The sequence below is a fragment of the Pseudomonas sp. NPDC088890 genome, from assembly GCF_044900155.1.
Taxonomy (GTDB): Bacteria; Pseudomonadota; Gammaproteobacteria; order Pseudomonadales; family Pseudomonadaceae; genus Aquipseudomonas; species Aquipseudomonas urmiensis.
In genome coordinates, this window is sequence record NZ_JBJDNG010000014.1 from 52,961 (window position 1) to 74,945 (window position 21,985).

Genomic DNA, 21,985 nt, shown 5'->3' on the forward strand with positions numbered 1-21,985 from the left:
CCTTAGTGTTGAGCCGCAGGACCGCCGATCGGCGACTCCGGTCGATCACCCTGGGAAGCCTGGTTGCCGGAGGTGCCGGCATCGTTATCCCAGTCACGAGGCTCGCGTGGTGTACGACCGGCCATGATGTCGTCGATCTGGTCGGCATCGATGGTTTCGTACTTCATCAGGGCCTCGGCCATTGCGTCAAGCTTGTCGCGGTTCTCGGTGAGGATCTGCTTGGCCGTGGCATAGCACTGGTCGATGATGCTACGTACCTCGGAGTCGATCAGCTTGGCGGTTTCGCCCGACACGCTGGCGTGCTGGGAACCTGCACTGCGACCCAGGAACACCTCGCCTTCTTCCTCGGCATACATCAGCGGCCCCAGCTTCTCGGACAGGCCCCACTTGGTGACCATGTTCCGCGCAATCTGGCTGGCACGCATGATGTCGTTGGAGGCACCGGTGGTGACGCCATCGAAGCCCAGGGTCATTTCTTCGGCGATACGACCGCCGTAGAGCGAGCAGATCTGGCTGATCAGCGCACGCTTGGACAGGCTGTAACGGTCTTCCTCAGGCAGGAACATGGTCACACCCAGCGCACGACCGCGCGGAATGATCGAGACCTTGTAGACCGGGTCATGCTCAGGCACGACACGACCAACGATGGCGTGACCTGCTTCGTGGTAAGCGGTGTTCTGCTTTTCTTTCTCGGACATGACCATGGATTTGCGCTCGGCGCCCATCATGATCTTGTCTTTGGCCAGCTCGAACTCCTTCATTTCAACTACCCGCTTGCTCGAACGAGCAGCGAACAGCGACGCTTCGTTGACCAGGTTGGCCAGGTCGGCACCGGAAAAGCCCGGAGTACCACGTGCAATAACGGCAGGGTTGACGTTCTCGCCAATCGGCACCTTGCGCATATGCACTTTGAGAATTTGTTCGCGACCACGGATATCCGGCAGCCCCACCACCACCTGGCGGTCGAAGCGACCAGGACGCAGCAGCGCCGGGTCGAGCACGTCTGGACGGTTGGTGGCAGCGATAACGATGATGCCATCGTTCATCTCGAAGCCATCCATCTCGACCAGCAACTGGTTGAGGGTCTGCTCGCGCTCGTCGTGACCGCCGCCCATGCCGGCGCCACGGTGGCGACCGACGGCGTCGATTTCATCGATGAAGATGATGCACGGCGCGTGCTTCTTGGCTTGCTCGAACATGTCACGGACGCGGCTTGCACCAACACCCACGAACATTTCGACGAAGTCGGAACCGGAAATGGTGAAGAACGGCACCTTCGCTTCACCGGCGATGGCCTTGGCCAGCAGGGTCTTACCGGTACCTGGTGGGCCAACCATCAGCACGCCACGCGGGATACGACCGCCCAAGCGCTGGAATTTGCCCGGATCACGCAGGAACTCGACCAGCTCGCCAACTTCTTCCTTGGCCTCGTCGCAACCGGCGACGTCAGCCAGGGTAGTCTTGACCTGGTCTTCGGAAAGCAGGCGCGCCTTGCTCTTGCCAAAGCTCATCGGCCCGCCCTTGCCGCCCGCACCGCCCTGCATCTGGCGCATGAAGAACATGAACACCGCGATGATCACCAGGATCGGGAAGCTGGCTACCAGCAGTTGGGTCCAGATGCTTTGCTGCTCAGGCTGCTTACCTTCGACAACAACGTTGTTGTTGACCAGGTCGCCAATCAGGCCGTTGTCGGCAATGGCCGGACGTACGGTCTTGAAGTTGTCGCCATCGGTGCGCTTGCCGGTAATGACGGCGCCGTCGACCGTGACTCGCTCGACCTTACCGTCTTTGACCTGCTGGATGAAGTCAGAGTAGTTGAGGGTTTGCGGCTCGTTCGGGCTGGAGAAGTTGTTCATCACCGTCACCAGGACGGCCGCGATGATCAACCACAGGATCAGATTCTTTGCCATGTCGTTCAATTAGCTACCCTCTGAGGTCGGCGCACGACGCAGCCGTGCCTCGCATGATATTCACCGCCCTAACTTACTACATTACCCACGCATCCGCAGGTGCCGTCTGTAACCCTTTGTGAAACCTAGACTACACGAAGTTCGGACAATCCTGACGCGGCGGCTGATTGGAATTAACTATCACCCACCACGCGAAGTGCCATTTCACGCCCCTTTGAAGCCCCTGCCGAGCAGGTATTGCTCACGGGATCGATCCCGCGAGGAGGACGGCTTGCGCATCTGCACCTTGTCGAACTTGCTGCGCACGTCCTTGAGGTACACATCAAAACCTTCACCCTGGAAGATCTTGATCAGGAAATCTCCGCCTGGACGCAGAACCCGGGTCGCCAGGTCCAGTGCCAACTCGCAGAGGAACATGGCCCGCGGCATGTCCACCTCAGGCGTACCACTCATATTGGGGGCCATATCGGAAATCACAAGGTCCACGTGTGAATTGCCGACCGCTTCAAGGATGCTTTGCAGCACCGCCTCCTCGGTGAAGTCGCCCTGAATGAAGGTCACATCCGGAATCGAGTCCATTTCCAGGATGTCGGAGGCGATCAGCCGACCTTGGCCACCAATCAGACGACTGGTCACCTGCGACCAGCCACCCGGGGCCGCGCCCAGGTCGATTACGCTCATGCCAGGACGGATCAACTTGTCCTTTTCCTGGATCTCCAGCAGTTTGTAGCTCGCACGCGAGCGATAGCCATCCTTCTGCGCCTGCTTGACGAAAGGATCGTTGAAATGCTCTCTCAGCCAGTTATGGCTGCTTTTAGAACGCTGTACCACGGGGCACCTCGATGATTAGCGTCGTGATTGACTGGGCGGAGCCACAGGCCCTCGGGTAAAATGGCTACCAATTTTACAGAATCAGACGAAAAGGGTCAGATTATGCCGCTCAATAACGAGCAGAAGAAGCAGTACAAGTCTATTGGTCACGACCTGAAGCCGGTCTTGATCGTTGCCGGCAACGGCCTGAACGAAGGCGTTATCGCCGAATTGGAACGCGCCCTGGCCGACCATGAGCTGATCAAGGTCGAAATTCGCTCCGAGGATCGCGAAGAACGTGCCGCTGCCATCGCCGGGCTGTGCAAGGCCGGCCGCGCCGAACTGGTGCAGACCATCGGCAAAAAAGCGCTGATCTACCGCAAGAATCCGCAACCGAACAAGCAGCTGTCGAACATCCACCGCTTCAAGTAACGGTGGCTCCGATCAGTGGCGCGCCTTGCGCGCCCTGACCGGTACCGGCTGGGCCACCAGCACGATGCCGGAGAAACCCAGCACCAAAAAGCAGAACATCTGCCAACGTTCGCCCACGGACATCCCATAGCGTAGCGTGTAGTAGCTGACGCAGGCAGCAAAGCCGAGCAGCAGCATCTGGCCGCGAAATTGCCGCCACCAGGCCGCCAGGCCCTCCACCCTCGCCAACACCGCCAGCTGGGTCATCAACCCGAGCCAAGCCACGCCAATCAACCAACGGTCGATCTGCCCAGCCACGTCGTGCACCAGCAACGGCGCCAGGCCACTGACCTTGAGCGCCGGCACCAAGCCCACATGGAATACCCACAAGCCGCCGACCCAGAATACCTGGGCCAGCTGCCAGAGGATCCCCTCGAGGGATGGCGCGCGCTGGCGCCGGTCAGATGTGCTTGACTTGGACAATCTCGTACTCGACCGTGCCGCTTGGCGTTTTGATCACCACGGTATCACCCTCTTCCTTGCCAATGATGGCACGAGCGATTGGGGCGACGACCGAGAGCTTGCCCTGCTTGACGTCCGCTTCATCCTCACCAACGATCTGGTAAGTCACCTGGTCACCGGTCTCGGTGTTTTCCAAGTCGACAGTAGTGCCGAAGATGACCTTGCCAGTGTGGGCAATGGTGGTTACATCGATGACTACCGAGTTCTGCAGACGGCCTTCGATGTCGCGGATGCGCGCTTCGACCATGCCCTGCTCCTCACGAGCGGCATGGTATTCGGCGTTTTCCTTGAGATCGCCCAGCTCGCGGGCTTCGCCAATAGCCTGACTCAAGCGCGGACGCTCGGTCTTGCTCAAGAACAGGTGCTCTTCTTCCAGGGCGCGAGCGCCCTGGACGGTCATCGGGTACTTGGTAATGCTCATGCTTTGAGTCCTGCATGCAGATCCTGCAAGCGACGAACGGTCTTTTCAGGGCCGAATTTCAGCGCTTCACAGATGGCTTCACCGGCCGCAATGGTAGTTGTGCAGTAAATCTTGTGCTGCAGCGCATTGCGACGAATCGAGTAGGAGTCAGCGATCGACTGGCGGCCTTCGGTGGTGTTGATGATCAGCGACACTTCGTCGTTCTTGATCATGTCGACCACGTGAGGACGACCTTCGGTCACCTTGTTCACACGGCGCACCTTCAGGCCAGCCGCTTCGATAACCTTGGCGGTGCCGACAGTTGCAACCACTTCGAAGCCCAGGGCGATCAGGTCGCGGGCAACGCCAGCCACTTGTGGCTTGTCGTCGTCACGCACGCTGATGAACGCGGTACCACCGGTCGGCAGCACTTCGCTGGCACCCATCTGGGCTTTGGCGAACGCTTCACCGAAGGTGTCACCGACGCCCATGACTTCACCAGTCGATTTCATCTCAGGGCCGAGGATCGGGTCAACCCCCGGGAACTTGGCGAACGGGAAGACGGCTTCCTTGACGCTGTAGAAGTTCGGGATGATTTCCTGGGTGAAGCCCAGCTCTTTCAGGGTTTTGCCGGCCATTACCCGGGCAGCGATCATGGCCAGGGAAGTGCCAATGCACTTGGACACGAACGGCACGGTACGCGAGGCGCGCGGGTTGACTTCGATCACATAGATCTTGTCGCCCTGCAGGGCCAGCTGCACGTTCATCAGGCCGACAACGCCCAGCTCCAGGGCCATTTTGGCGACCTGTACGCGGACTTCGTCCTGCACTTCCTTGCTCAGCGAGTAAGGTGGCAGCGAGCACGCCGAGTCGCCGGAGTGAACGCCGGCCTGCTCGATGTGCTGCATGATCGCGCCGATCACCACGTCAGTGCCGTCGCACACGGCATCCACGTCCATCTCGATGGCGCAGTTAAGGAAGTGGTCGAGCAGTACCGGGCTGTCGTTCGACACCTGTACCGCTTCACGCAGGTAGCGCTTGAGCTCGTCCAGTTCGTAGACGATTTCCATGGCGCGGCCGCCCAGTACGTACGACGGGCGCACAACCAGCGGGTAACCGATGCTGCCAGCAGCGCGGATGGCTTCTTCTTCGCTGCGCACGGTGGCGTTTGGCGGCTGCAGCAGGTTCAGACGCTGAACCATCTGCTGGAAGCGCTCACGGTCTTCGGCACGGTCGATGGCATCCGGGCTGGTACCGATGATCGGTACGCCGGCTTCTTCCAGGGCACGCGCCAGTTTCAGCGGGGTCTGGCCGCCGTAGTGGACGATCACGCCTTTTGGCTTCTCGACGCGGCACACTTCCAGCACGTCTTCCAGCGTCAGTGGCTCGAAGTACAGACGGTCGGAGGTGTCGTAGTCGGTGGAGACGGTTTCCGGGTTGCAGTTGACCATGATGGTCTCGTAACCGTCTTCACGCAGCGCCAGGGCGGCGTGTACGCAGCAGTAGTCGAACTCGATACCTTGGCCAATACGGTTCGGGCCGCCACCCAGGATCATGATCTTGTCGCGGGTGGACGGGTTAGCCTCGCACTCTTCCTCGTAGGTGGAGTACAGGTAGGCGGTGTCGGTGGCGAACTCGGCGGCGCAGGTGTCGACGCGCTTGTATACCGGGAACACTTCCAGCTTGTGGCGGTGACGGCGCAGGTTCTTGTCGGTGATACCCAGCAGCTTGGCCAGACGCTGGTCAGAGAAACCTTTGCGCTTGAGGCGCAGCATCAGGTCTTTGTCGATGGCCGACAGGGCCAGGGTCTTGACCTTCTCTTCTTCCTTGATCAGATCTTCCATCTGCACCAGGAACCACATGTCGATACCGGTCAGGGCAAAGATTTCTTCGCAAGTCATGCCCGAACGCATGGCATCGGCGACGTACCAGATACGCTCGGCGCCCGGCACGGTCAGCTCGCGCTTGAGGATGCCGGCAGCTTCCGGGCTGGCCAGGTCGACTTTCGGGTCCAGGCCGCAGGCACCGACTTCCAGGCCACGCAGGGCTTTCTGCAGGGACTCCTGGAAGGTACGGCCGATGGCCATGACTTCACCCACGGATTTCATCTGGGTGGTCAGGCGCGCGTCGGCTTTCGGGAATTTCTCGAAGGCAAAGCGTGGCAGCTTGGTGACGACGTAGTCGATCGACGGCTCGAAGGAAGCCGGGGTGCGGCCGCCGGTGATATCGTTTTGCAGCTCGTCGAGGGTGTAACCAATGGCCAGCTTGGCGGCGATCTTGGCGATCGGGAAGCCGGTGGCCTTGGAAGCCAGGGCGGACGAACGCGATACGCGCGGGTTCATCTCGATGACGACCATGCGGCCGGTGTTCGGGCAGATACCGAACTGCACGTTGGAACCGCCGGTTTCGACACCGATTTCACGCAGCACCGCCAGCGAGGCGTTGCGCATGATCTGGTATTCCTTGTCGGTCAGGGTCTGCGCTGGAGCAACGGTGATCGAGTCACCGGTGTGCACGCCCATCGGGTCGAAGTTTTCGATCGAGCAGACGATGATGCAGTTGTCCTTTTTGTCGCGGACCACTTCCATCTCGTACTCTTTCCAGCCGATCAGCGATTCGTCGATCAGCAGCTCTTTGGTCGGCGACAGGTCCAGACCACGGGTGCAGATTTCTTCGAACTCTTCACGGTTGTAAGCGATACCACCGCCAGTGCCACCCATGGTGAACGACGGGCGAATGATGCATGGGAAGCCGAGCTTCTCGAGGACCGCATTGGCCTCTTCCATGCTGTGGGCGATACCGGAGCGCGGGCATTCCAGGCCGATGTCCTTCATGGCCTTGTCGAAGCGCGAACGGTCTTCAGCCTTGTCGATGGTGTCGGCGTTGGCACCGATCATCTCTACGCCGAACTTCTCCAGAACGCCGTGGCGCTCCAGGTCCAGGGCGCAGTTCAGTGCGGTCTGGCCACCCATGGTCGGCAGAACGGCGTCCGGGCGCTCTTTCTCGATGATCTTGGCCACCGACTGCCACTTGATCGGCTCGATGTAGGTGGCGTCGGCCATGGCCGGGTCGGTCATGATGGTGGCTGGGTTGGAGTTCACCAGGATGACGCGGAAACCTTCCTCGCGCAGGGCCTTGCAGGCCTGGGCGCCGGAGTAGTCGAATTCGCAGGCCTGGCCGATCACGATCGGGCCGGCACCGAGAATCAGGATGCTTTTGATGTCTGTACGTTTTGGCATGGTGGTCACTCAAATCCGGGGTCAGTCGGCAAGCCGCTTTGAACAATCTGGGTCAGGCGCATCCGGGCGCGGCGCGAGCCGGCCCGGGGCCTTGAAGCAGGATGCTCAGCGGCGCTTGGCCATGGCATCGGTGAAACGATCGAACAGTGGCGCGACGTCGGTCGGGCCAGGGCTCGCTTCAGGGTGGCCCTGGAAGCTGAACGCGCTCTTGTCGGTGCGCTCGATACCCTGCAGGGTGCCATCGAACAGCGACTTGTGAATGGCGCGCACGTTGCCCGGCAGGGTGGCTTCGTCAACAGCAAAACCGTGGTTCTGGCTGGTGATCATGACCACGCCGGTGTCCAAGTCCTGGACCGGGTGGTTGGCACCGTGGTGACCGTGGCCCATTTTCACGGTCTTGGCGCCGGACGCCAGGGCCAGCAGCTGGTGGCCGAGGCAGATGCCGAATACCGGAATCTCGGTTTCGAGGATTTCCTTGATTGCCTGGATGGCGTAGTCGCACGGCTCGGGGTCACCAGGGCCATTGGACAGGAACACGCCATCCGGATTGAGCGCGAGCACTTCGCTGGCCGGGGTCTGGGCTGGCACCACAGTCACGCGGCAGCCACGGGCGACCAGCATGCGCAGGATGTTCAGTTTGACGCCGTAGTCGAAGGCAACCACGTGGTACGGCAGGTCGGCAGCTTCGATGGTCGGGTGGCTGTCGGTTTTCAGCTCCCACACGCTGGAGCGCCACTCGTAGCGTTCCTTGGTGGAAACGACCTTGGCCAGGTCCATGCCCTTCAGGCCTGGGAAGCCGCGAGCAGCAGCGATAGCGGCTTCTTCGCTGATGTTATCACCGGCGAGGATGCAACCGTTCTGGGCGCCCTTTTCACGCAGGATGCGGGTCAGGCGGCGGGTGTCGATGCCGGCGATGGCGACGACGTTGTGTTCTTTCAGGTACTCGGACAGCGACTGGGTCTTACGCCAGTTGCTCGCCACCAGCGGCAGGTCACGGATGACCAGGCCGGCAGACCAGACGCGGTTGGATTCGGCGTCTTCCGGAGTCGTACCGGTGTTGCCGATGTGCGGGTAAGTCAGGGTAACGATTTGCTGGGCGTAGGAAGGGTCTGTAAGGATTTCCTGGTAGCCGGTCATAGCGGTGTTGAACACCACCTCACCAACGGTCTGCCCGTCGGCTCCGATGGCTTCACCGCGAAAAATGCTGCCATCGGCAAGGGCGAGTATGGCTGGCTTAGTCAAGAAGACCTCCCGTAAATCAAGCCTGAAAGGGCGATCGCAGGTTGCAAAAAAGCGGAGTGACGTATGGACACGTCACCCCGCTTCATGTGCTGAATTTCTCTGCGCGCTTTTAGTGGACACACTAAAGCTGTAGCTTACAGGAATGAGGGTTTTCGGTCTACCGCATATGTGTCTCTAAAACACAGGATTGCGACAGCTGCCCTCATACCGAGTCGACCCATTCGCGGGCAAGCCCGCTCCCACAGGACCCTGCACACCCACATATGTGGGTACGACGCGCACCTTGTGGGAGCGGGCTTGCCCGCGAAGCAGGCACCACCGACCCAATTGATTCAACGCAGCTCGAGCACGTCCTGCATGTCGTACAGCCCCGGCTCGCGGCCATCCAGCCACAGCGCGGCACGCACCGCGCCCTTGGCGAAGGTCATCCGGCTGGAAGCCTTATGGGTGATTTCCAGGCGCTCGCCTTCAGCCGCGAACAGCACAGTGTGATCACCCACTACATCGCCAGCGCGCACAGTGGCGAAGCCAATGGTCTTGCGATCACGCGCACCGGTCTGGCCTTCACGGCCATACACCGCCACTTCCTGCAGGTCACGACCCAGCGCATTGGCAACCACTTCACCCATGCGCAGGGCGGTACCCGAAGGCGCATCGACCTTGTGCCGGTGGTGAGCTTCGATGATCTCGATATCGACCTCATCGCCCAGCACCCGCGCTGCCATATCCAGCAGTTTGAGGCTGAGGTTGACGCCAACGCTGAAGTTGGCCGCGAATACGATCGGAATCTCTTTGCCCGCCTCGGCCAGCAGCTGCTTCTCTTCGACAGAGAAGCCGGTCGTGCCGATGATCATCGCCTTGCCGTGCTTGCGGCAGAACGCCAGGTTCTTCAGGGTCACCGAAGGGTGAGTGAAGTCGATCAGCACGTCGAATTCTTCAACGACCTTGGCCAGGTCGTCGGACAGCAACACGCCAATCCGACCCAGCGCCGCCAGCTCACCCGCATCGGCGCCGACCAGCGAGCTATCTGGGCGATCGATCGCCGCCGTCAGCCCAGCACCCGGAGTTTGCTGCACAGCCTCGATCAGGGTCTTGCCCATCCGCCCCGCTGCACCCATTACCGCAATACGTCGCATAGCCTATTCCTTCTCAGAGATCGCCGAAGAAGCGCTTCACACCCTCGAACCAACCGCTGGCCTTGGGCGAATGAGAGCTGTCACCTTCGAGCGAGTCACGCAGCTCTTCGAGCAGCTCACGCTGACGACGGCTGAGGTTGACCGGGGTTTCCACCGCCACGCGGCACAGCAGGTCGCCGGCCGCGCCACCACGTACCGGGGCTACGCCCTTGCCGCGCAGACGGAACTGCTTACCGGTCTGGGTACCTTCCGGGATCTTCAGCTTGACCCGACCGTCGAGGGTCGGTACTTCCAGCTCACCACCCAGGGCAGCGTCGGTGTAGCTGATCGGCACTTCGCAGTACAGGTGCTTGCCGTCGCGCTGGAAGATCGCGTGCTCACGCACGTTGATCACCACATACAGATCGCCAGTCGGGCCGCCGTGAGCACCCGCCTCGCCTTCGCCCGACAGGCGAATACGGTCGCCGGTATCGACGCCAGCCGGCACCTTGACCGACAGGGTCTTGTATTCCTCGACCCGACCTTCGCCATGGCAGGAATTACACGGATCGGTGATGATCTTGCCCTGGCCATGGCAGCGCGGACAGGTTTGCTGCACCGAGAAGAAGCCCTGCTGCATGCGCACCTGGCCGATACCACCGCAGGTTGGGCAAGTCGACGGGGTCGAACCCTTCTTCGCGCCACTGCCGTCACATGGCTCGCAGTTGACCAGTGTCGGCACCCGGATATTGACCGTGGTACCGCGCACCGCTTCTTCCAGATTGATCTCCAGGGTGTAGCGCAGGTCGCTGCCGCGCTGCGCGCCGCCACGTCCACCGCCGCGACCACCCCCGAAGAAGTCACTGAACACATCGCCAAAGATGTCGGAGAAGTTGGCGCCGCCAAAGCCTGCACCGCCGCCGCCCATGCTCGGATCGACACCGGCGTGACCATACTGGTCGAACGCTGCGCGCTTGCTCGCATCAGACAGCACTTCGTAGGCCTCGTTGGCCTCCTTGAACATGTCTTCGGACTCTTTATCGCCCGGATTACGGTCCGGGTGGTACTTCATCGCCAGCCGGCGATAAGCTTTCTTGAGGTCTGCTTCGCTGGCGCCGCGCTCGACACCCAGGACCTCATAATAATCACGCTTGGACATAGGTCATTTGCACCTTGTTGGGCGTTCGGCATCCGCGCCGCGCCATCAGCTCCTGTCTGCCGCCAACTAAAATGGCCGCTGACAGATGCTGTAAAAATTCTCGAATTACAGATACGCCAACGCGGGAGCAAGCCCCCGCGCGGCGACATCCTACCAGCTCACCGCCATACGGCGGTGGCTGGGCGACAACTTGCAGGGATTACTGCTTGTTGTTGTCTTTCACTTCTTCGAACTCGGCGTCAACCACGTCATCGTGCTTGGCTTCCGGCTCAGCCTGCTGCTGGGCGCCGCCCTGAGGCTGCTCAGCTGCCTGCTCGGCGTACATCTTCTGAGCAACCGGGGCGGAGACCTTGGACAGCTCCTCGACCTTGGCTTCGATCGCAGCCTTGTCGTCGCCTTTGACAGCGGCTTCCAGGGCAACCAGGGCAGCTTCGATCGCGGTTTTCTCTTCAGCGGTAACCTTGTCACCGGCGTCAGCGACCATTTTGCGCGTCGAGTGGACCAGCGCATCACCCTGGTTACGGGCAGCGGCCAGCTCTTCGAACTTGCGGTCTTCTTCCGAGTTCGCCTCAGCGTCGCGGATCATCTGCTGAATTTCTTCATCAGACAGACCGGAGTTGGCCTTGATCACGATCGACTGAGTCTTGCCAGTCGCCTTGTCCTTGGCACCTACGTGCAGGATACCGTTGGCGTCGATGTCGAAGGTCACTTCGATCTGCGGCACGCCACGTGGTGCTGGTGGGATGTCGGCGAGGTCGAATTTACCCAGCGACTTGTTCTGCGCAGCCTGCTTACGCTCACCCTGCAGCACGTGAATGGTCACAGCGCTTTGGTTGTCGTCAGCGGTGGAGAACACCTGCGACTTCTTGGTCGGGATGGTGGTGTTCTTCTCGATCAGCGCAGTCATCACGCCGCCCATGGTTTCGATACCCAGGGTCAGCGGGCTGACGTCCAGCAGCAGTACGTCCTTGACATCGCCAGCCAGAACCGCGCCTTGGATGGCAGCACCCATGGCAACCGCTTCATCCGGGTTGACGTCTTTACGTGCTTCTTTGCCGAAGAAATCGGTAACCGCTTTCTGCACCAGCGGCATACGGGTCTGGCCGCCGACCAGGATCACGTCGTTGATCGAACCCACGTCGATACCGGCATCTTTCAGAGCGATACGGCAAGGCTCGATGGTGCGCTGCACCAGGTCTTCTACCAGCGACTCCAGCTTGGCGCGGGAGATCTTCACGTTCAGGTGCTTAGGACCGGTGGCATCTGCAGTGATGTACGGCAGGTTGACGTCGGTCTGCTGGCTCGAGGACAGCTCGATCTTGGCCTTTTCCGCAGCTTCTTTCAGGCGCTGCATCGCCAGCGGGTCACCCTTGAGGTTCATGCCGGTTTCTTTCTTGAACTCGTCGACGAGGTAGTCGATCAGGCGAATGTCGAAGTCTTCACCACCAAGGAAGGTGTCACCGTTGGTGGCCAGAACTTCAAACTGATGCTCGCCATCGACTTCGGCGATTTCGATGACCGAAACGTCGAAGGTACCACCACCCAGGTCATAAACGATCACGGTGTGATCGCCCTTGGCCTTGTCCATACCGTAAGCCAGTGCAGCTGCGGTTGGTTCGTTGATGATACGTTTTACGTCAAGACCGGCGATGCGACCGGCATCCTTGGTGGCTTGACGCTGGCTGTCGTTGAAGTAAGCCGGAACGGTGATGACCGCTTCGGTGACAGGCTCGCCGAGGTAGTCTTCGGCGGTCTTCTTCATCTTTTTCAGGATCTCGGCAGAGATCTGTGGCGGCGCCATTTTCTGGCCGTTGACTTCGACCCAGGCGTCGTTGTTGTCAGCCTTGACGATCTTGTACGGGACCATCTGAATGTCTTTTTGCACGACTTCTTCGTCGAAGCGGCGACCGATCAGACGCTTTACCGCGTACAGGGTGTTGTGCGGGTTGGTGACCGCCTGGCGCTTGGCCGACTGACCCACCAGGATCTCGCCATCGTTAGCGTAGGCGATGATCGAAGGGGTAGTACGCGCGCCTTCGGCGTTCTCGATAACCTTGACGTTACCGTTTTCCAGGATGGAGACGCACGAGTTGGTGGTCCCCAGGTCGATACCGATGATTTTACCCATGTTAACTCTCCCGAAACTTTGAATTAGCTAGCAGCGACTACATTGGCCAACTGCGGTAATACTTGAATGCTTGACACCTAAATGGGGACGCCCCAGAGGATTTCAAGCCTTTTCATCGATCGAAGGTTGAGCTGCAGCAGGCGACTTGCTGACCACCACCATGGCGGGGCGCAGCAGGCGGCCGTTGAGCAGATAACCCTTCTGGAACACCTTGAGCACGCTGTTGGGCTCGACCTCGTGGCTTTCTTCCATGGCCATGGCCTGGTGGTGCTCGGCGTTGAACGGCTCGCCGTGCGGGTCGACAGCCTCAAGGTTGTAGCGCTTGAGGGTGTCGTGGAACATCTTCAGGGTCAGCTCGATACCTTCGCGCATCGGCTTGATGGTTTCGTCGTCGGCACTGGACAACTCCAGGCCACGCTCCAGGCTGTCGATCACAGGCAGCAGGTCGCCGGCAAACTTCTCCAGGGCGAACTTGTGTGCCTTCTCGACATCCTGCTCAGCGCGGCGACGCACGTTCTGCAGGTCTGCGGCAACGCGCAGGGACTGGTCCTTGGCGGCGGCCAGCTGCTCCTCGAGCACCTGGACGCGGGTACCGAGATCCTCAGAACCTGCCTCTTCGGTGTTAGGGGTTTGTGGATCCAGCTGTTCGTCAGCCATTGGCTATCTCCTCCGCAATTTCTGGTATGCGAGACGTACTCGCCTTGTCTGTCGGCTATATGGGGTCGTAAAAATCAGGTTCAAGGGGCAGACAGCTTTCCGTGGTGACAAATCAATCTCCAAACGGGCATTGTCAGCCAGGCAAAAAGCACTGTATAAATATCCAGACATGACCTTCGGGAGCGCCCTCATGCTGGTCCACCTGTCCATTCATAACTACGCCATCGTCGAACACCTGGACCTCGAGCTCGCTCGCGGCATGAGTGTGATCACCGGCGAAACCGGCGCCGGTAAATCGATCATGCTCGACGCCCTGGGCCTGGCCCTGGGTGACCGGGCCGACAGCGGCGTGGTGCGCCCCGGCGCGGACAAGGCAGACATCCTCGCCACCTTCGATTTGGTCGACATCCCCGAAGCCAGCGTATGGCTGAGCGAGCGCGACCTGGAAAGCGACGGCCCGTGCATCCTGCGCCGGGTGATCACCGCCGAAGGGCGCAGCCGCGGCTATATCAACGGCACGCCGTGCCCACTTGGCGACCTCAAGGCGCTGGGTGAGCTGTTGATCGACATCCACAGCCAGCACGAACACCAATCGCTACTCAAGACCGACACCCACCGCCGCCTGGTCGATGAGTATGCCGGCGCGATCGACCTGTCCCGCCAGGTGCAACTGGCCGCACAGCGCTGGCGCCAGACCCGCCAGGAGCTCGAGCGCCTGTCCAACTCGGGCGACGAGCAACGCGCACGCCAGCAACTGCTCAGCTATCAGCTCGAGGAGCTGGACAACCTCGGCCTGGGCGAGAACGAACTGGAGCAGCTGGAGCAGGAACATAAAAGCCTGACCAATGCCGAAGCGCTGTTCGGCATCTGCCGCCAGGTCATCGATCAATGCAGCGAAAGCGATTCGGGCAATGTGCTCAACGCACTGACCGTCAGCCTCAACCGTCTCACTGCAGTAGCCAGCGCCCCCAAGGCCTTGGGCGAGGCCGCCACCCTGATCGCCAGCGCACAGATCCAGGTAGAGGAAGCGGTTGGCGAACTCAACCGCTTCCTCGATAACTTCGACGCCGACCCGATGCGCCTACAAGCCCTGGAAGAGCGGCTCGATACTATCTATACGCTGGCGCGCAAACACCGTGTGCACCCCACTGAGCTGCCGCACCTGCAGCAGCGCCTGATGGAGGAGCTCGAAGGGCTCAATGCCAGCGACGAATCCATCGAACGCCTGGGCGAAGAACTGGCAGCCTACGCCCAACATTATCAGGACAAAGCTGTCGAGTTGAGCGCACTGCGCCAGCAGGCCGCCAAACAATTGGCCACAGCGGTAGAGCAGGAAGTCCAGCGCCTGGGTATGCCTGGCGGGCGCTTCTGTATCGAGCTCACGCCGTTCGACAGCCCCGAGCCGTCACCGCACGGCCTGGAGCAGATCGAACTGCTGGTCAGCGCCAACCCCGGGCAGCCATTGAAGGGCCTGGCCAAGGTGGCCTCGGGTGGTGAACTGTCGCGGATCAGCCTGGCGATTCAGGTGATCACCGCCCAGACCTCGCGAATTCCGACCCTGGTGTTCGATGAAGTGGACGTAGGGATTGGCGGGCCTACCGCCGAGATCGTGGGCCAGCTGCTGCGGCGGCTCGGCGAACGCGGCCAGGTGCTGACAGTGACCCACCTGCCGCAGGTGGCGGCGCAGGGGCATCATCACCTGTTCGTGCACAAGGTGCGCAACAGCGAGACCACCCATACCGCAGTGGCCAACCTGGGCAAGCGTGAACGGGTCGAGGAAGTGGCGCGGATGCTGGGCGGGATTGACCTGACCAAGGAATCGCTGGCGCATGCGCGCAAGATGGTGGTCAGCGGTAAGGCCTGAAATAGGCGTATTGGGGCCGCTGTGCGGCCCTTCGCGGGCAAGCCCGCTCCCACAGGGTCCGATGTGCCAGACACACCGCAACCCACCAGATCAACGCCATTCCTGTGGGAGCGGGCTTGCCCGCGAAGAGGCCTGTTGCAGCACCCTCAGTGCACGGCGAGGGCTTCGCCCTCGTTCGCGGGCAAGCCCGCTCCCACAGGGTTCAGCGGCGCCCTAAAGGGACCCTGACAGTTTCAGCTCAGCCAGAAAGCACAAAGGCGACCCGAGGGTCGCCTTTGTGCTTGATAACGATCGAAATCGTTACTTCTTCTTACGTACATACAGGACCAGATTGTGGTCCACCAGCTCGTAGCCGTGCTCGGCCACGATCTCTTTCTGGCGCTTTTCGATTTCCGAATCGAAAAACTCGATGACTTCATTGGTGTCCAGGTTGACCATATGGTCGTGGTGGCCGCCATCAGCCAATTCAAACACCGCGTGACCGCCGTCGAAGTTGTGGCGAACAACCAAACCCGCCGCTTCGAACTGAGTCAATACGCGGTAGACGGTCGCCAGACCGACGTCCTCACCTGCTTCCATCAGCGCCTTGTAGACATCCTCGGCACTCATGTGACGCTGCTCGGTGGAGTCCAGCATCTGAAGGATCTTTACTCGAGGCAGTGTCACCTTGAGACCAGCTTTGCGCAGTTCGCTATTTTCAACCATGGTCAGCTTTCTCGCCGATGCTGCTTCGCAGCTTCTCTTAATACGGGTATGATCGGGGTTTACGTTGTCCAGCCAAGATAGTGGAAGTCGCCCACCGATGCAAAAGTCCAAGCTCTTGCTAACCAGCCTCACCATTGTGGGACTGCTCGCACTCGCCGGTTGCTCGTTTCCCGGGGTTTACAAAATCGACATCCAGCAGGGCAATGTCGTCACGCAGGACATGATAGACCAATTACGCCCCGGAATGACCCGACGGCAAGTAAGGTTTATCATGGGCAACCCGCTGATTCAGGACACGTTCAACACCAATCGCTGGGATTATCTCTACAGCCTGCAACCTGGCGGCGGTAAGCGTCAGCAGGAGCGTATGAGCATCTTCTTCAACGAAAGCGATCAGCTGGTGAGCCTGTCCGGCGACTTCATGCCAGGCGTCAGCCGCGATCAGGAGATCCTGGGTGGCAGCGGCGACACCACTGTCAGCCCGAACGCCCAACCAGGCCAGCCGACTCAGCCAGAAGAGAAGCCGGCCAAGCCAGGTTCGGTCGAGGAGTCGATTCAGCGCGAGATCGACACCATCGAAACCACGCCGGTGCCGACCCCAGCCCCGCTGGACACCAACCCGCAATAACGCCGGCGTTAATAAAAAGCCCGGAGCAAGGTCCGGGCTTTTTTGTGCCTGCTATTTACCGAAGCTTCAGCTATTGAGCTGCTTGGCGCGCTGGCAGAAGGCATCGACCAGGGTATTGGCCGCCTGGTTGAACAGCGGGCCGAGGGTCGCTCGCACCAGAGGCCCGGCATAGTCGAAAGAGAGATCGAGGCTGATCTTGCAGGCCTTGTCGCCCAGCGCCTTGAACACCCATACACCATGCAACTGGCTGAACGGGCCTTCTTCAAGGTTCATCTCGATCGACTGCCCCGGCACCAGCACATTGCTCGTCACGAACTGCTGGCTCATGCCGCCCTTGGCCACTTCCAGCCGCGCCCGCATGTGGGTTTCGCTGCTCTCGATCACTGTCGAGGCCGAGCACCAAGGCAGAAACTGCGGGTAGCTGGCCACATCGTTGACCAGATCGTAGAGCGCCTGGGCAGGGTACGGCAGCAGGGCGGAACGTTGAATATGGGTTGTCATCCAGGCGTCACTTCCAAGGCTGGGCGGCGGCGCTTCTCAGCGCACCGAAAACAGGTTCTGCGCATTGCACAGCGCCTGCATTGTCCGGGATTCGATCCGCAGGCTCAAGCACACCGAAATCCCATAGCCGACGACGCGACGACTGCCTATAATGCGGCCCCTATGGCTAAGCAAAAGAAACATCCGACCGGGACCATCGCGCAAAACAAGAAAGCGCGACACGATTACTTCATCGAACACAAGTTCGAGGCCGGGCTGGTCCTGTCCGGCTGGGAAGTAAAGAGCCTGCGGGCCGGCAAGGCGCACCTGACCGACAGCTACGTGCTGCTCAAGGATGGCGAAGCCTGGCTGTTCGGCAGCCACATCACCCCGCTGACCGCCGCCAGCACCCACGTGATCGCCGACCCGATCCGTACGCGCAAACTGCTGCTGAACAAGCGCGAGCTTGAGCGCCTGGAAGCAGCTGTGGCGCAGAAAGGCTACACCTGTGTGGCCTTGGCGCTGTACTGGAGCAAGCACCTGATCAAGTGCGAGATCGCGCTAGGTAAGGGCAAGAAGGAATTCGACAAGCGCGATACCCAGCGCGAGCGCGATTCCAACCGCGAGATCCAGCGTGCGGTGCGCAACAAGGGCAAGGAAGACTAATTCCTGCTCACCCGCTGTGGGAGCGGGCTTGCCCCGCGATAGCGATGGTGAATGTACCGCCGCCATCGCGGGCAAGCCCGCTCCTACAGGGTCATGCGCTGCTTGTGGGGGCGCAGTTTCTTAGCGTCCGCTGCGCCGCTCTGCCCGCGCCACGCGCTGTGCCTCTTGCTGCGCCTCTTCGAGCACCTCCTGCACATACAGAATGTGCCGGCTCGACACCTCACGCGCCTCTTCCGCCCGCCCCTCGACAATCGCCTGATACAGCTCGCGATGCTGGCTGATGAGCATGTCGCGCGTCTCTGAACGCTGCTGATACATGCCACCAATGTTGGTCACCACGTTGCGCTTGAGCAGGTCGAACAACCCCCGGATGGTATGCAGCAACACGGCGTTGTGGCTGGCCTCGGCAATCGCCAGGTGGAAACTGGCATCCGCCGCGCCCTCCTCCGCCCGGCTGACTTCGTCCTTGCGCGAATAGCAATCTTGCAACGCATCGAAGGCTGCCTTGAGCCGCTCACGATCAGGCTCGGTCGCCCGCTGCGCCGCGTAGTAGGCGCATGACGCCTCCAGCGTGTGGCGAAACTCGAGCAAATCGCGCTGCGCCTCAGGGCTGTGCTCGAGCAACTGCAGCAGCGGGTCGCTGAAGGTCGCGCCGAGCGAGGCCGCAACATAGTTGCCACCGCCCTGGCGGCTGACCAACAAGCCCTTGGCCACCAATTTCTGGATCGCCTCACGCAGCGATGGGCGCGACACGCCGAACTGCTCGGCCAGAACGCGCTCAGCCGGCAAGCGCTGACCCGAGGTCAGCGTCCCTTCGAGAATCATCCCTTCCAGCCGCTCGACAATGTCGTCGGACAGGCGCCGTTGGCGGACCTGATCAAAAACCATCACATGCTCTCCACAAACCCCCGTACCGATTTCGGGGGCGCCTATTCTGGCCTATCCAGGCGCAACCGACACGCATCAGTTGGCGATTTTCGCCCACCGACAACGGCCCGTTCATCGGCATCCGACCAAAGTTTGCCGCGAGACAAATTGACACAGCCGCAGCCACGCTTTTAACCTAGCGTCCAGACATTGTAAATTGGTCTTACCAATTATCCAATGCCAGTGCTGACCAACAACAATTAGGGGCCACCCCATATGCAAACCTGGCAACAACTCTATACCCCTCTGGGAAGCCTTGGCCTGTCCGCACTGGCGGCGGTCATTCCCATCGTATTCTTCTTCCTCGCCCTCGCCGTGTTCCGCCTCAAAGGCCACGTGGCCGGTAGCATCACGCTCGGGCTGTCGATCCTGGTAGCGATCTTCGCCTTCAACATGCCGGTGGACATGGCCCTGGCCGCCGCTGGTTATGGCTTCCTCTACGGCCTCTGGCCAATTGCCTGGATCATCGTTGCCGCGGTGTTCCTGTACAAACTGACGGTCAAGAGCGGCCAGTTCGAAGTGATCCGCAGCTCGGTGCTGTCGATTACCGACGACCAACGCCTGCAAGTGCTGCTGATCGGCTTCTGCTTCGGCGCCTTCCTCGAAGGCGCAGCCGGCTTCGGCGCCCCGGTGGCCATCACGGCCGCGCTGCTGGTGGGCCTGGGCTTCAACCCACTGTATGCCGCCGGCCTGTGCCTGATCGCCAACACCGCGCCCGTTGCGTTCGGCGCGCTCGGCATCCCGATCATCGTCGCCGGCCAAGTGACTGGCATCGACGCCTTCCACATCGGCGCCATGACCGGCCGCCAGCTGCCGCTGCTGTCGCTGTTCGTGCCGTTCTGGCTGGTGTTCATGATGGACGGCCTGCGCGGCGTCAAAGAAACCTGGCCTGCCGCCCTGGTCGCCGGCCTGAGCTTCGCCGTGACCCAGTACTTCACCTCGAACTTCATCGGCCCAGAACTGCCGGACATCACCTCGGCCCTGGCCAGCCTGGTAGCGCTGACCCTGTTCCTGAAAGTGTGGCAGCCCAAGCGCTCGTTCGCCGAAGCCAAGGGCAGCGTCGGCGCCGCCGTGGTGCAGTCCAGCGGCAGCCAGCCTTCGCCGTACAGCCTGGGTGAAATCTTCAAGGCCTGGTCGCCGTTCCTGATCCTCACCGTGCTGGTGACCATCTGGACCCTGAAGCCATTCAAGGCCGCCTTCGCCCCGGGCGGCGCGATGTACAACTTCGTGTTCAACTTCGCCATCCCGCACCTCGACCAGCTGGTGATCAAGACCGCTCCGATCGTCGCTGCACCGACTGCAATGCCAGCAGTGTTCAAGCTCGACCCGATCTCGGCCACTGGCACGGCGATCTTCCTCTCCGCACTGATTTCCATGGCAGTGCTGAAGATCAACTTCAAAACTGGTCTGACCACTTTAAAAGAGACCTTCTGGGAGCTGCGCTGGCCGATCCTGTCGATCGGCATGGTGCTGGCCTTCGCCTTCGTCACCAACTACTCGGGCATGTCCTCGACCATGGCCCTGGTCCTGGCGGGCACCGGCGCTGCGTTCCCGTTCTTCTCGCCGTTCCTGGGCTGGCTGGGCGTATTCCTGACCGGCTCGGACACCTCGTCCAACGCCCTGTTCGGCTCGCTGCAGGCCACCACTGCGCACCAGATCGGGGTCAGCGACACCCTGCTGGTAGCGGCCAACACCAGCGGCGGCGTGACCGGCAAGATGATCTCGCCGCAATCGATCGCCGTGGCCTGCGCCGCGACTGGCCTGGTCGGCAAGGAATCGGACCTGTTCCGCTTCACCGTCAAGCACAGCCTGTTCTTCGCCACCATCGTCGGCCTGATCACCCTGGTCCAGGCGTACTGGCTCACCGGCATGCTGGTTCACCACTAAAGTGACAGGGGCCGGATGCGTCGCGGCGCATCCGGCAGCCGCCCCTTTCAACCTTTGCAGCGAGATTCCATGATCATTTCTGCCTCCACCGACTATCGCGCCGCGGCCCAGCGCAAGCTGCCGCCGTTCCTGTTCCACTACGCCGACGGTGGCGCCTACGCCGAGTACACCCTGCGCCATAACGTCGAAGACCTGGCCAGCATCGCCCTGCGTCAGCGCGTGCTGAAAAACATGTCCGAGCTGAGCCTTCAGACGCAACTGTTCGGCGAGACCTTGAGCATGCCGGTCGCCCTGGCTCCGGTCGGCCTGACCGGCATGTACGCCCGCCGCGGCGAAGTGCAGGCGGCGCGTGCGGCAGCCGCCCACGGCATTCCGTTCACCATGTCGACGGTGTCGGTGTGCCCGATCGAAGAAGTCGCCCCGGCCATCAACCGGCCGATGTGGTTCCAGCTGTACGTGCTCAAGGACCGCGGCTTCATGCGCAACGCCCTGGAGCGGGCCAAGGCCGCTGGGGTCAAGACGCTGGTGTTCACCGTCGACATGCCCGTACCCGGCGCGCGCTATCGCGATGCCCACTCCGGCATGAGCGGCAAGAACGGCCCGCTGCGCCGGGTGCTGCAAGCCATGACCCACCCCGAGTGGGCCTGGGATGTCGGCGTGATGGGCCGCCCGCACGACTTGGGCAACATCTCCACTTATCGGGGCAACCCCACGGGCCTGGCCGACTACATCGGCTGGCTGGGCAACAACTTCGACCCGTCGATCTCCTGGAAAGACCTGGAGTGGATCCGCGAGTTCTGGGACGGCCCGATGATCATCAAGGGCATCCTCGACCCGGATGACGCCCGTGACGCCGTCAAGTTCGGCGCCGACGGCATCGTCGTGTCCAACCACGGTGGCCGCCAGCTCGACGGCGTGCTGTCGAGCGCCCGCGCCCTGCCGGCGATTGCCGATGCGGTCAAAGGCGAGATCAAGATCCTCGCCGACTCCGGCATCCGCAGCGGCCTGGACGTCGTACGCATGATCGCCCTCGGCGCCGACAGCGTGCTGATCGGCCGCGCCTTCCTCTGGGCCCTGGCCACCCATGGCGAAGCCGGGGTGAAGAACCTGCTCGAACTGTTCGAAAAAGAAATGCGCGTCGCCATGGTGCTCACCGGCGCCAAGTCGATCAGCGAGATCACACGCGATTCGCTGGTGCGCGAACTGGGCGCCTGAACGCCTGCACCCAATACCGC

At 61.2% G+C, this 21,985-nt stretch carries 19 protein-coding genes; 6 read left to right on the plus strand and 13 right to left on the minus strand.

Annotation, left to right across the window (positions count from 1 at the left end):
- Positions 1-2: 2 nt before the first annotated feature.
- Both ftsH and rlmE read right to left on the minus strand, forming a co-directional pair.
- On the minus strand, positions 3-1,910 hold the full coding sequence (ftsH, locus tag ACI2JX_RS22550; protein ID WP_186556497.1) for an ATP-dependent zinc metalloprotease FtsH: 1,908 nt from the start codon (positions 1,908-1,910) through the stop codon (positions 3-5).
- Positions 1,911-2,114: 204 nt separating this feature from the next.
- A complete protein-coding gene (rlmE, locus tag ACI2JX_RS22555; RefSeq protein WP_404691016.1) occupies positions 2,115-2,741 on the minus strand; it encodes a 23S rRNA (uridine(2552)-2'-O)-methyltransferase RlmE in 627 nt (208 codons plus the stop codon).
- A 102-nt stretch (positions 2,742-2,843) separates the two neighbouring features.
- On the opposite strand from rlmE, the gene yhbY reads away from it, so the two are divergent.
- Positions 2,844-3,152: a ribosome assembly RNA-binding protein YhbY gene (gene yhbY / locus ACI2JX_RS22560; protein WP_186556499.1), complete on the plus strand. Its 309-nt coding sequence runs from the start codon at positions 2,844-2,846 to the stop codon at positions 3,150-3,152.
- Positions 3,153-3,164: 12 nt separating this feature from the next.
- Here the strand turns inward: yhbY and ACI2JX_RS22565 are convergent, their stop codons facing one another.
- From ACI2JX_RS22565 to grpE, 8 genes are all read right to left on the minus strand, one after another.
- Positions 3,165-3,614 carry an MFS transporter gene (locus tag ACI2JX_RS22565; protein ID WP_404691017.1) on the minus strand — a complete coding sequence of 150 codons (450 nt, stop codon included), beginning with the start codon at positions 3,612-3,614 and terminating at the stop codon, positions 3,165-3,167.
- The gene (greA, locus tag ACI2JX_RS22570; protein WP_404691018.1) at positions 3,592-4,074 is read right to left on the minus strand and encodes a transcription elongation factor GreA; all 483 of its coding nucleotides are present in this window, start codon (positions 4,072-4,074) and stop codon (positions 3,592-3,594) included. The genes ACI2JX_RS22565 and greA overlap by 23 nt, the downstream gene beginning before the upstream one ends.
- Positions 4,071-7,292 (minus strand): carbamoyl-phosphate synthase large subunit, encoded by a 3,222-nt coding sequence (gene carB / locus ACI2JX_RS22575; protein WP_264236908.1) that lies wholly within the window; start codon positions 7,290-7,292, stop codon positions 4,071-4,073. Before carB ends, greA begins: the two co-directional genes overlap by 4 nt.
- A 105-nt stretch (positions 7,293-7,397) precedes the next feature.
- On the minus strand, positions 7,398-8,534 hold the full coding sequence (gene carA, locus ACI2JX_RS22580; RefSeq protein ID WP_186556503.1) for a glutamine-hydrolyzing carbamoyl-phosphate synthase small subunit: 1,137 nt from the start codon (positions 8,532-8,534) through the stop codon (positions 7,398-7,400).
- A 332-nt stretch (positions 8,535-8,866) separates the two neighbouring features.
- Positions 8,867-9,670, minus strand: coding sequence for a 4-hydroxy-tetrahydrodipicolinate reductase (gene dapB / locus ACI2JX_RS22585; protein WP_312154695.1), 804 nt, complete (start codon positions 9,668-9,670; stop codon positions 8,867-8,869).
- A 13-nt stretch (positions 9,671-9,683) separates the two neighbouring features.
- Complete coding sequence (gene dnaJ, locus ACI2JX_RS22590; protein WP_186556505.1) at positions 9,684-10,808, minus strand: molecular chaperone DnaJ; 1,125 nt, start codon at positions 10,806-10,808, stop codon at positions 9,684-9,686.
- 199 nt (positions 10,809-11,007) lie between these two features.
- Positions 11,008-12,936 carry a molecular chaperone DnaK gene (gene dnaK / locus ACI2JX_RS22595; RefSeq protein WP_186556506.1) on the minus strand — a complete coding sequence of 643 codons (1,929 nt, stop codon included), beginning with the start codon at positions 12,934-12,936 and terminating at the stop codon, positions 11,008-11,010.
- Between the two features lie 102 nt (positions 12,937-13,038).
- Entirely contained in the window at positions 13,039-13,593 is a 555-nt protein-coding gene (gene grpE / locus ACI2JX_RS22600; protein WP_264236906.1) for a nucleotide exchange factor GrpE, read from the minus strand.
- Between the two features lie 190 nt (positions 13,594-13,783).
- Between grpE and recN the strand changes: the two genes are divergently transcribed.
- On the plus strand, positions 13,784-15,457 hold the full coding sequence (gene recN / locus ACI2JX_RS22605; protein ID WP_264236905.1) for a DNA repair protein RecN: 1,674 nt from the start codon (positions 13,784-13,786) through the stop codon (positions 15,455-15,457).
- 300 nt (positions 15,458-15,757) lie between these two features.
- On the opposite strand, the gene fur is transcribed toward recN, so the two are convergent.
- Positions 15,758-16,162 (minus strand): ferric iron uptake transcriptional regulator, encoded by a 405-nt coding sequence (fur, locus tag ACI2JX_RS22610; RefSeq protein WP_186556509.1) that lies wholly within the window; start codon positions 16,160-16,162, stop codon positions 15,758-15,760.
- A 97-nt stretch (positions 16,163-16,259) separates the two neighbouring features.
- On the opposite strand from fur, the gene ACI2JX_RS22615 reads away from it, so the two are divergent.
- Positions 16,260-16,790 (plus strand): outer membrane protein assembly factor BamE, encoded by a 531-nt coding sequence (locus tag ACI2JX_RS22615; protein WP_264236904.1) that lies wholly within the window; start codon positions 16,260-16,262, stop codon positions 16,788-16,790.
- A 66-nt stretch (positions 16,791-16,856) separates the two neighbouring features.
- Here the strand turns inward: ACI2JX_RS22615 and ACI2JX_RS22620 are convergent, their stop codons facing one another.
- Positions 16,857-17,291 (minus strand): type II toxin-antitoxin system RatA family toxin, encoded by a 435-nt coding sequence (locus ACI2JX_RS22620; protein ID WP_264236903.1) that lies wholly within the window; start codon positions 17,289-17,291, stop codon positions 16,857-16,859.
- A 162-nt stretch (positions 17,292-17,453) separates the two neighbouring features.
- Here ACI2JX_RS22620 and smpB point away from each other — a divergent pair, with 162 nt between their 5' ends.
- Positions 17,454-17,936, plus strand: coding sequence for an SsrA-binding protein SmpB (gene smpB, locus ACI2JX_RS22625; protein ID WP_186556512.1), 483 nt, complete (start codon positions 17,454-17,456; stop codon positions 17,934-17,936).
- 120 nt (positions 17,937-18,056) lie between these two features.
- Here smpB and ACI2JX_RS22630 read toward each other — a convergent pair whose 3' ends face one another.
- Positions 18,057-18,824: an FCD domain-containing protein gene (locus ACI2JX_RS22630; RefSeq protein WP_186556513.1), complete on the minus strand. Its 768-nt coding sequence runs from the start codon at positions 18,822-18,824 to the stop codon at positions 18,057-18,059.
- Between the two features lie 255 nt (positions 18,825-19,079).
- On the opposite strand from ACI2JX_RS22630, the gene ACI2JX_RS22635 reads away from it, so the two are divergent.
- Together ACI2JX_RS22635 and lldD are read left to right on the plus strand one after the other, a co-directional pair.
- On the plus strand, positions 19,080-20,750 hold the full coding sequence (locus ACI2JX_RS22635; RefSeq protein ID WP_368972100.1) for a lactate permease LctP family transporter: 1,671 nt from the start codon (positions 19,080-19,082) through the stop codon (positions 20,748-20,750).
- 69 nt (positions 20,751-20,819) lie between these two features.
- Positions 20,820-21,965: an FMN-dependent L-lactate dehydrogenase LldD gene (gene lldD, locus ACI2JX_RS22640; RefSeq protein WP_404691019.1), complete on the plus strand. Its 1,146-nt coding sequence runs from the start codon at positions 20,820-20,822 to the stop codon at positions 21,963-21,965.
- The last annotated feature ends 20 nt before the right edge of the window (positions 21,966-21,985 follow it).

What these genes read in the sequence shown, in the direction of transcription:
- ftsH (WP_186556497.1), bottom strand. Translation starts at nt 1,910, where the DNA reads ATGGCAAAGAATCTGATCCTGTGGTTGATCATCGCGGCCGTCCTGGTG.
- yhbY (WP_186556499.1), top strand. Translation starts at nt 2,844, where the DNA reads ATGCCGCTCAATAACGAGCAGAAGAAGCAGTACAAGTCTATTGGTCAC.
- greA (WP_404691018.1), bottom strand. Translation starts at nt 4,074, where the DNA reads ATGAGCATTACCAAGTACCCGATGACCGTCCAGGGCGCTCGCGCCCTG.
- carB (WP_264236908.1), bottom strand. Translation starts at nt 7,292, where the DNA reads ATGCCAAAACGTACAGACATCAAAAGCATCCTGATTCTCGGTGCCGGC.
- dapB (WP_312154695.1), bottom strand. Translation starts at nt 9,670, where the DNA reads ATGCGACGTATTGCGGTAATGGGTGCAGCGGGGCGGATGGGCAAGACC.
- dnaJ (WP_186556505.1), bottom strand. Translation starts at nt 10,808, where the DNA reads ATGTCCAAGCGTGATTATTATGAGGTCCTGGGTGTCGAGCGCGGCGCC.
- dnaK (WP_186556506.1), bottom strand. Translation starts at nt 12,936, where the DNA reads ATGGGTAAAATCATCGGTATCGACCTGGGGACCACCAACTCGTGCGTC.
- grpE (WP_264236906.1), bottom strand. Translation starts at nt 13,593, where the DNA reads ATGGCTGACGAACAGCTGGATCCACAAACCCCTAACACCGAAGAGGCA.
- recN (WP_264236905.1), top strand. Translation starts at nt 13,784, where the DNA reads ATGCTGGTCCACCTGTCCATTCATAACTACGCCATCGTCGAACACCTG.
- fur (WP_186556509.1), bottom strand. Translation starts at nt 16,162, where the DNA reads ATGGTTGAAAATAGCGAACTGCGCAAAGCTGGTCTCAAGGTGACACTG.
- ACI2JX_RS22615 (WP_264236904.1), top strand. Translation starts at nt 16,260, where the DNA reads ATGCAAAAGTCCAAGCTCTTGCTAACCAGCCTCACCATTGTGGGACTG.
- ACI2JX_RS22620 (WP_264236903.1), bottom strand. Translation starts at nt 17,291, where the DNA reads ATGACAACCCATATTCAACGTTCCGCCCTGCTGCCGTACCCTGCCCAG.
- smpB (WP_186556512.1), top strand. Translation starts at nt 17,454, where the DNA reads ATGGCTAAGCAAAAGAAACATCCGACCGGGACCATCGCGCAAAACAAG.
- ACI2JX_RS22630 (WP_186556513.1), bottom strand. Translation starts at nt 18,824, where the DNA reads ATGGTTTTTGATCAGGTCCGCCAACGGCGCCTGTCCGACGACATTGTC.
- ACI2JX_RS22635 (WP_368972100.1), top strand. Translation starts at nt 19,080, where the DNA reads ATGCAAACCTGGCAACAACTCTATACCCCTCTGGGAAGCCTTGGCCTG.
- lldD (WP_404691019.1), top strand. Translation starts at nt 20,820, where the DNA reads ATGATCATTTCTGCCTCCACCGACTATCGCGCCGCGGCCCAGCGCAAG.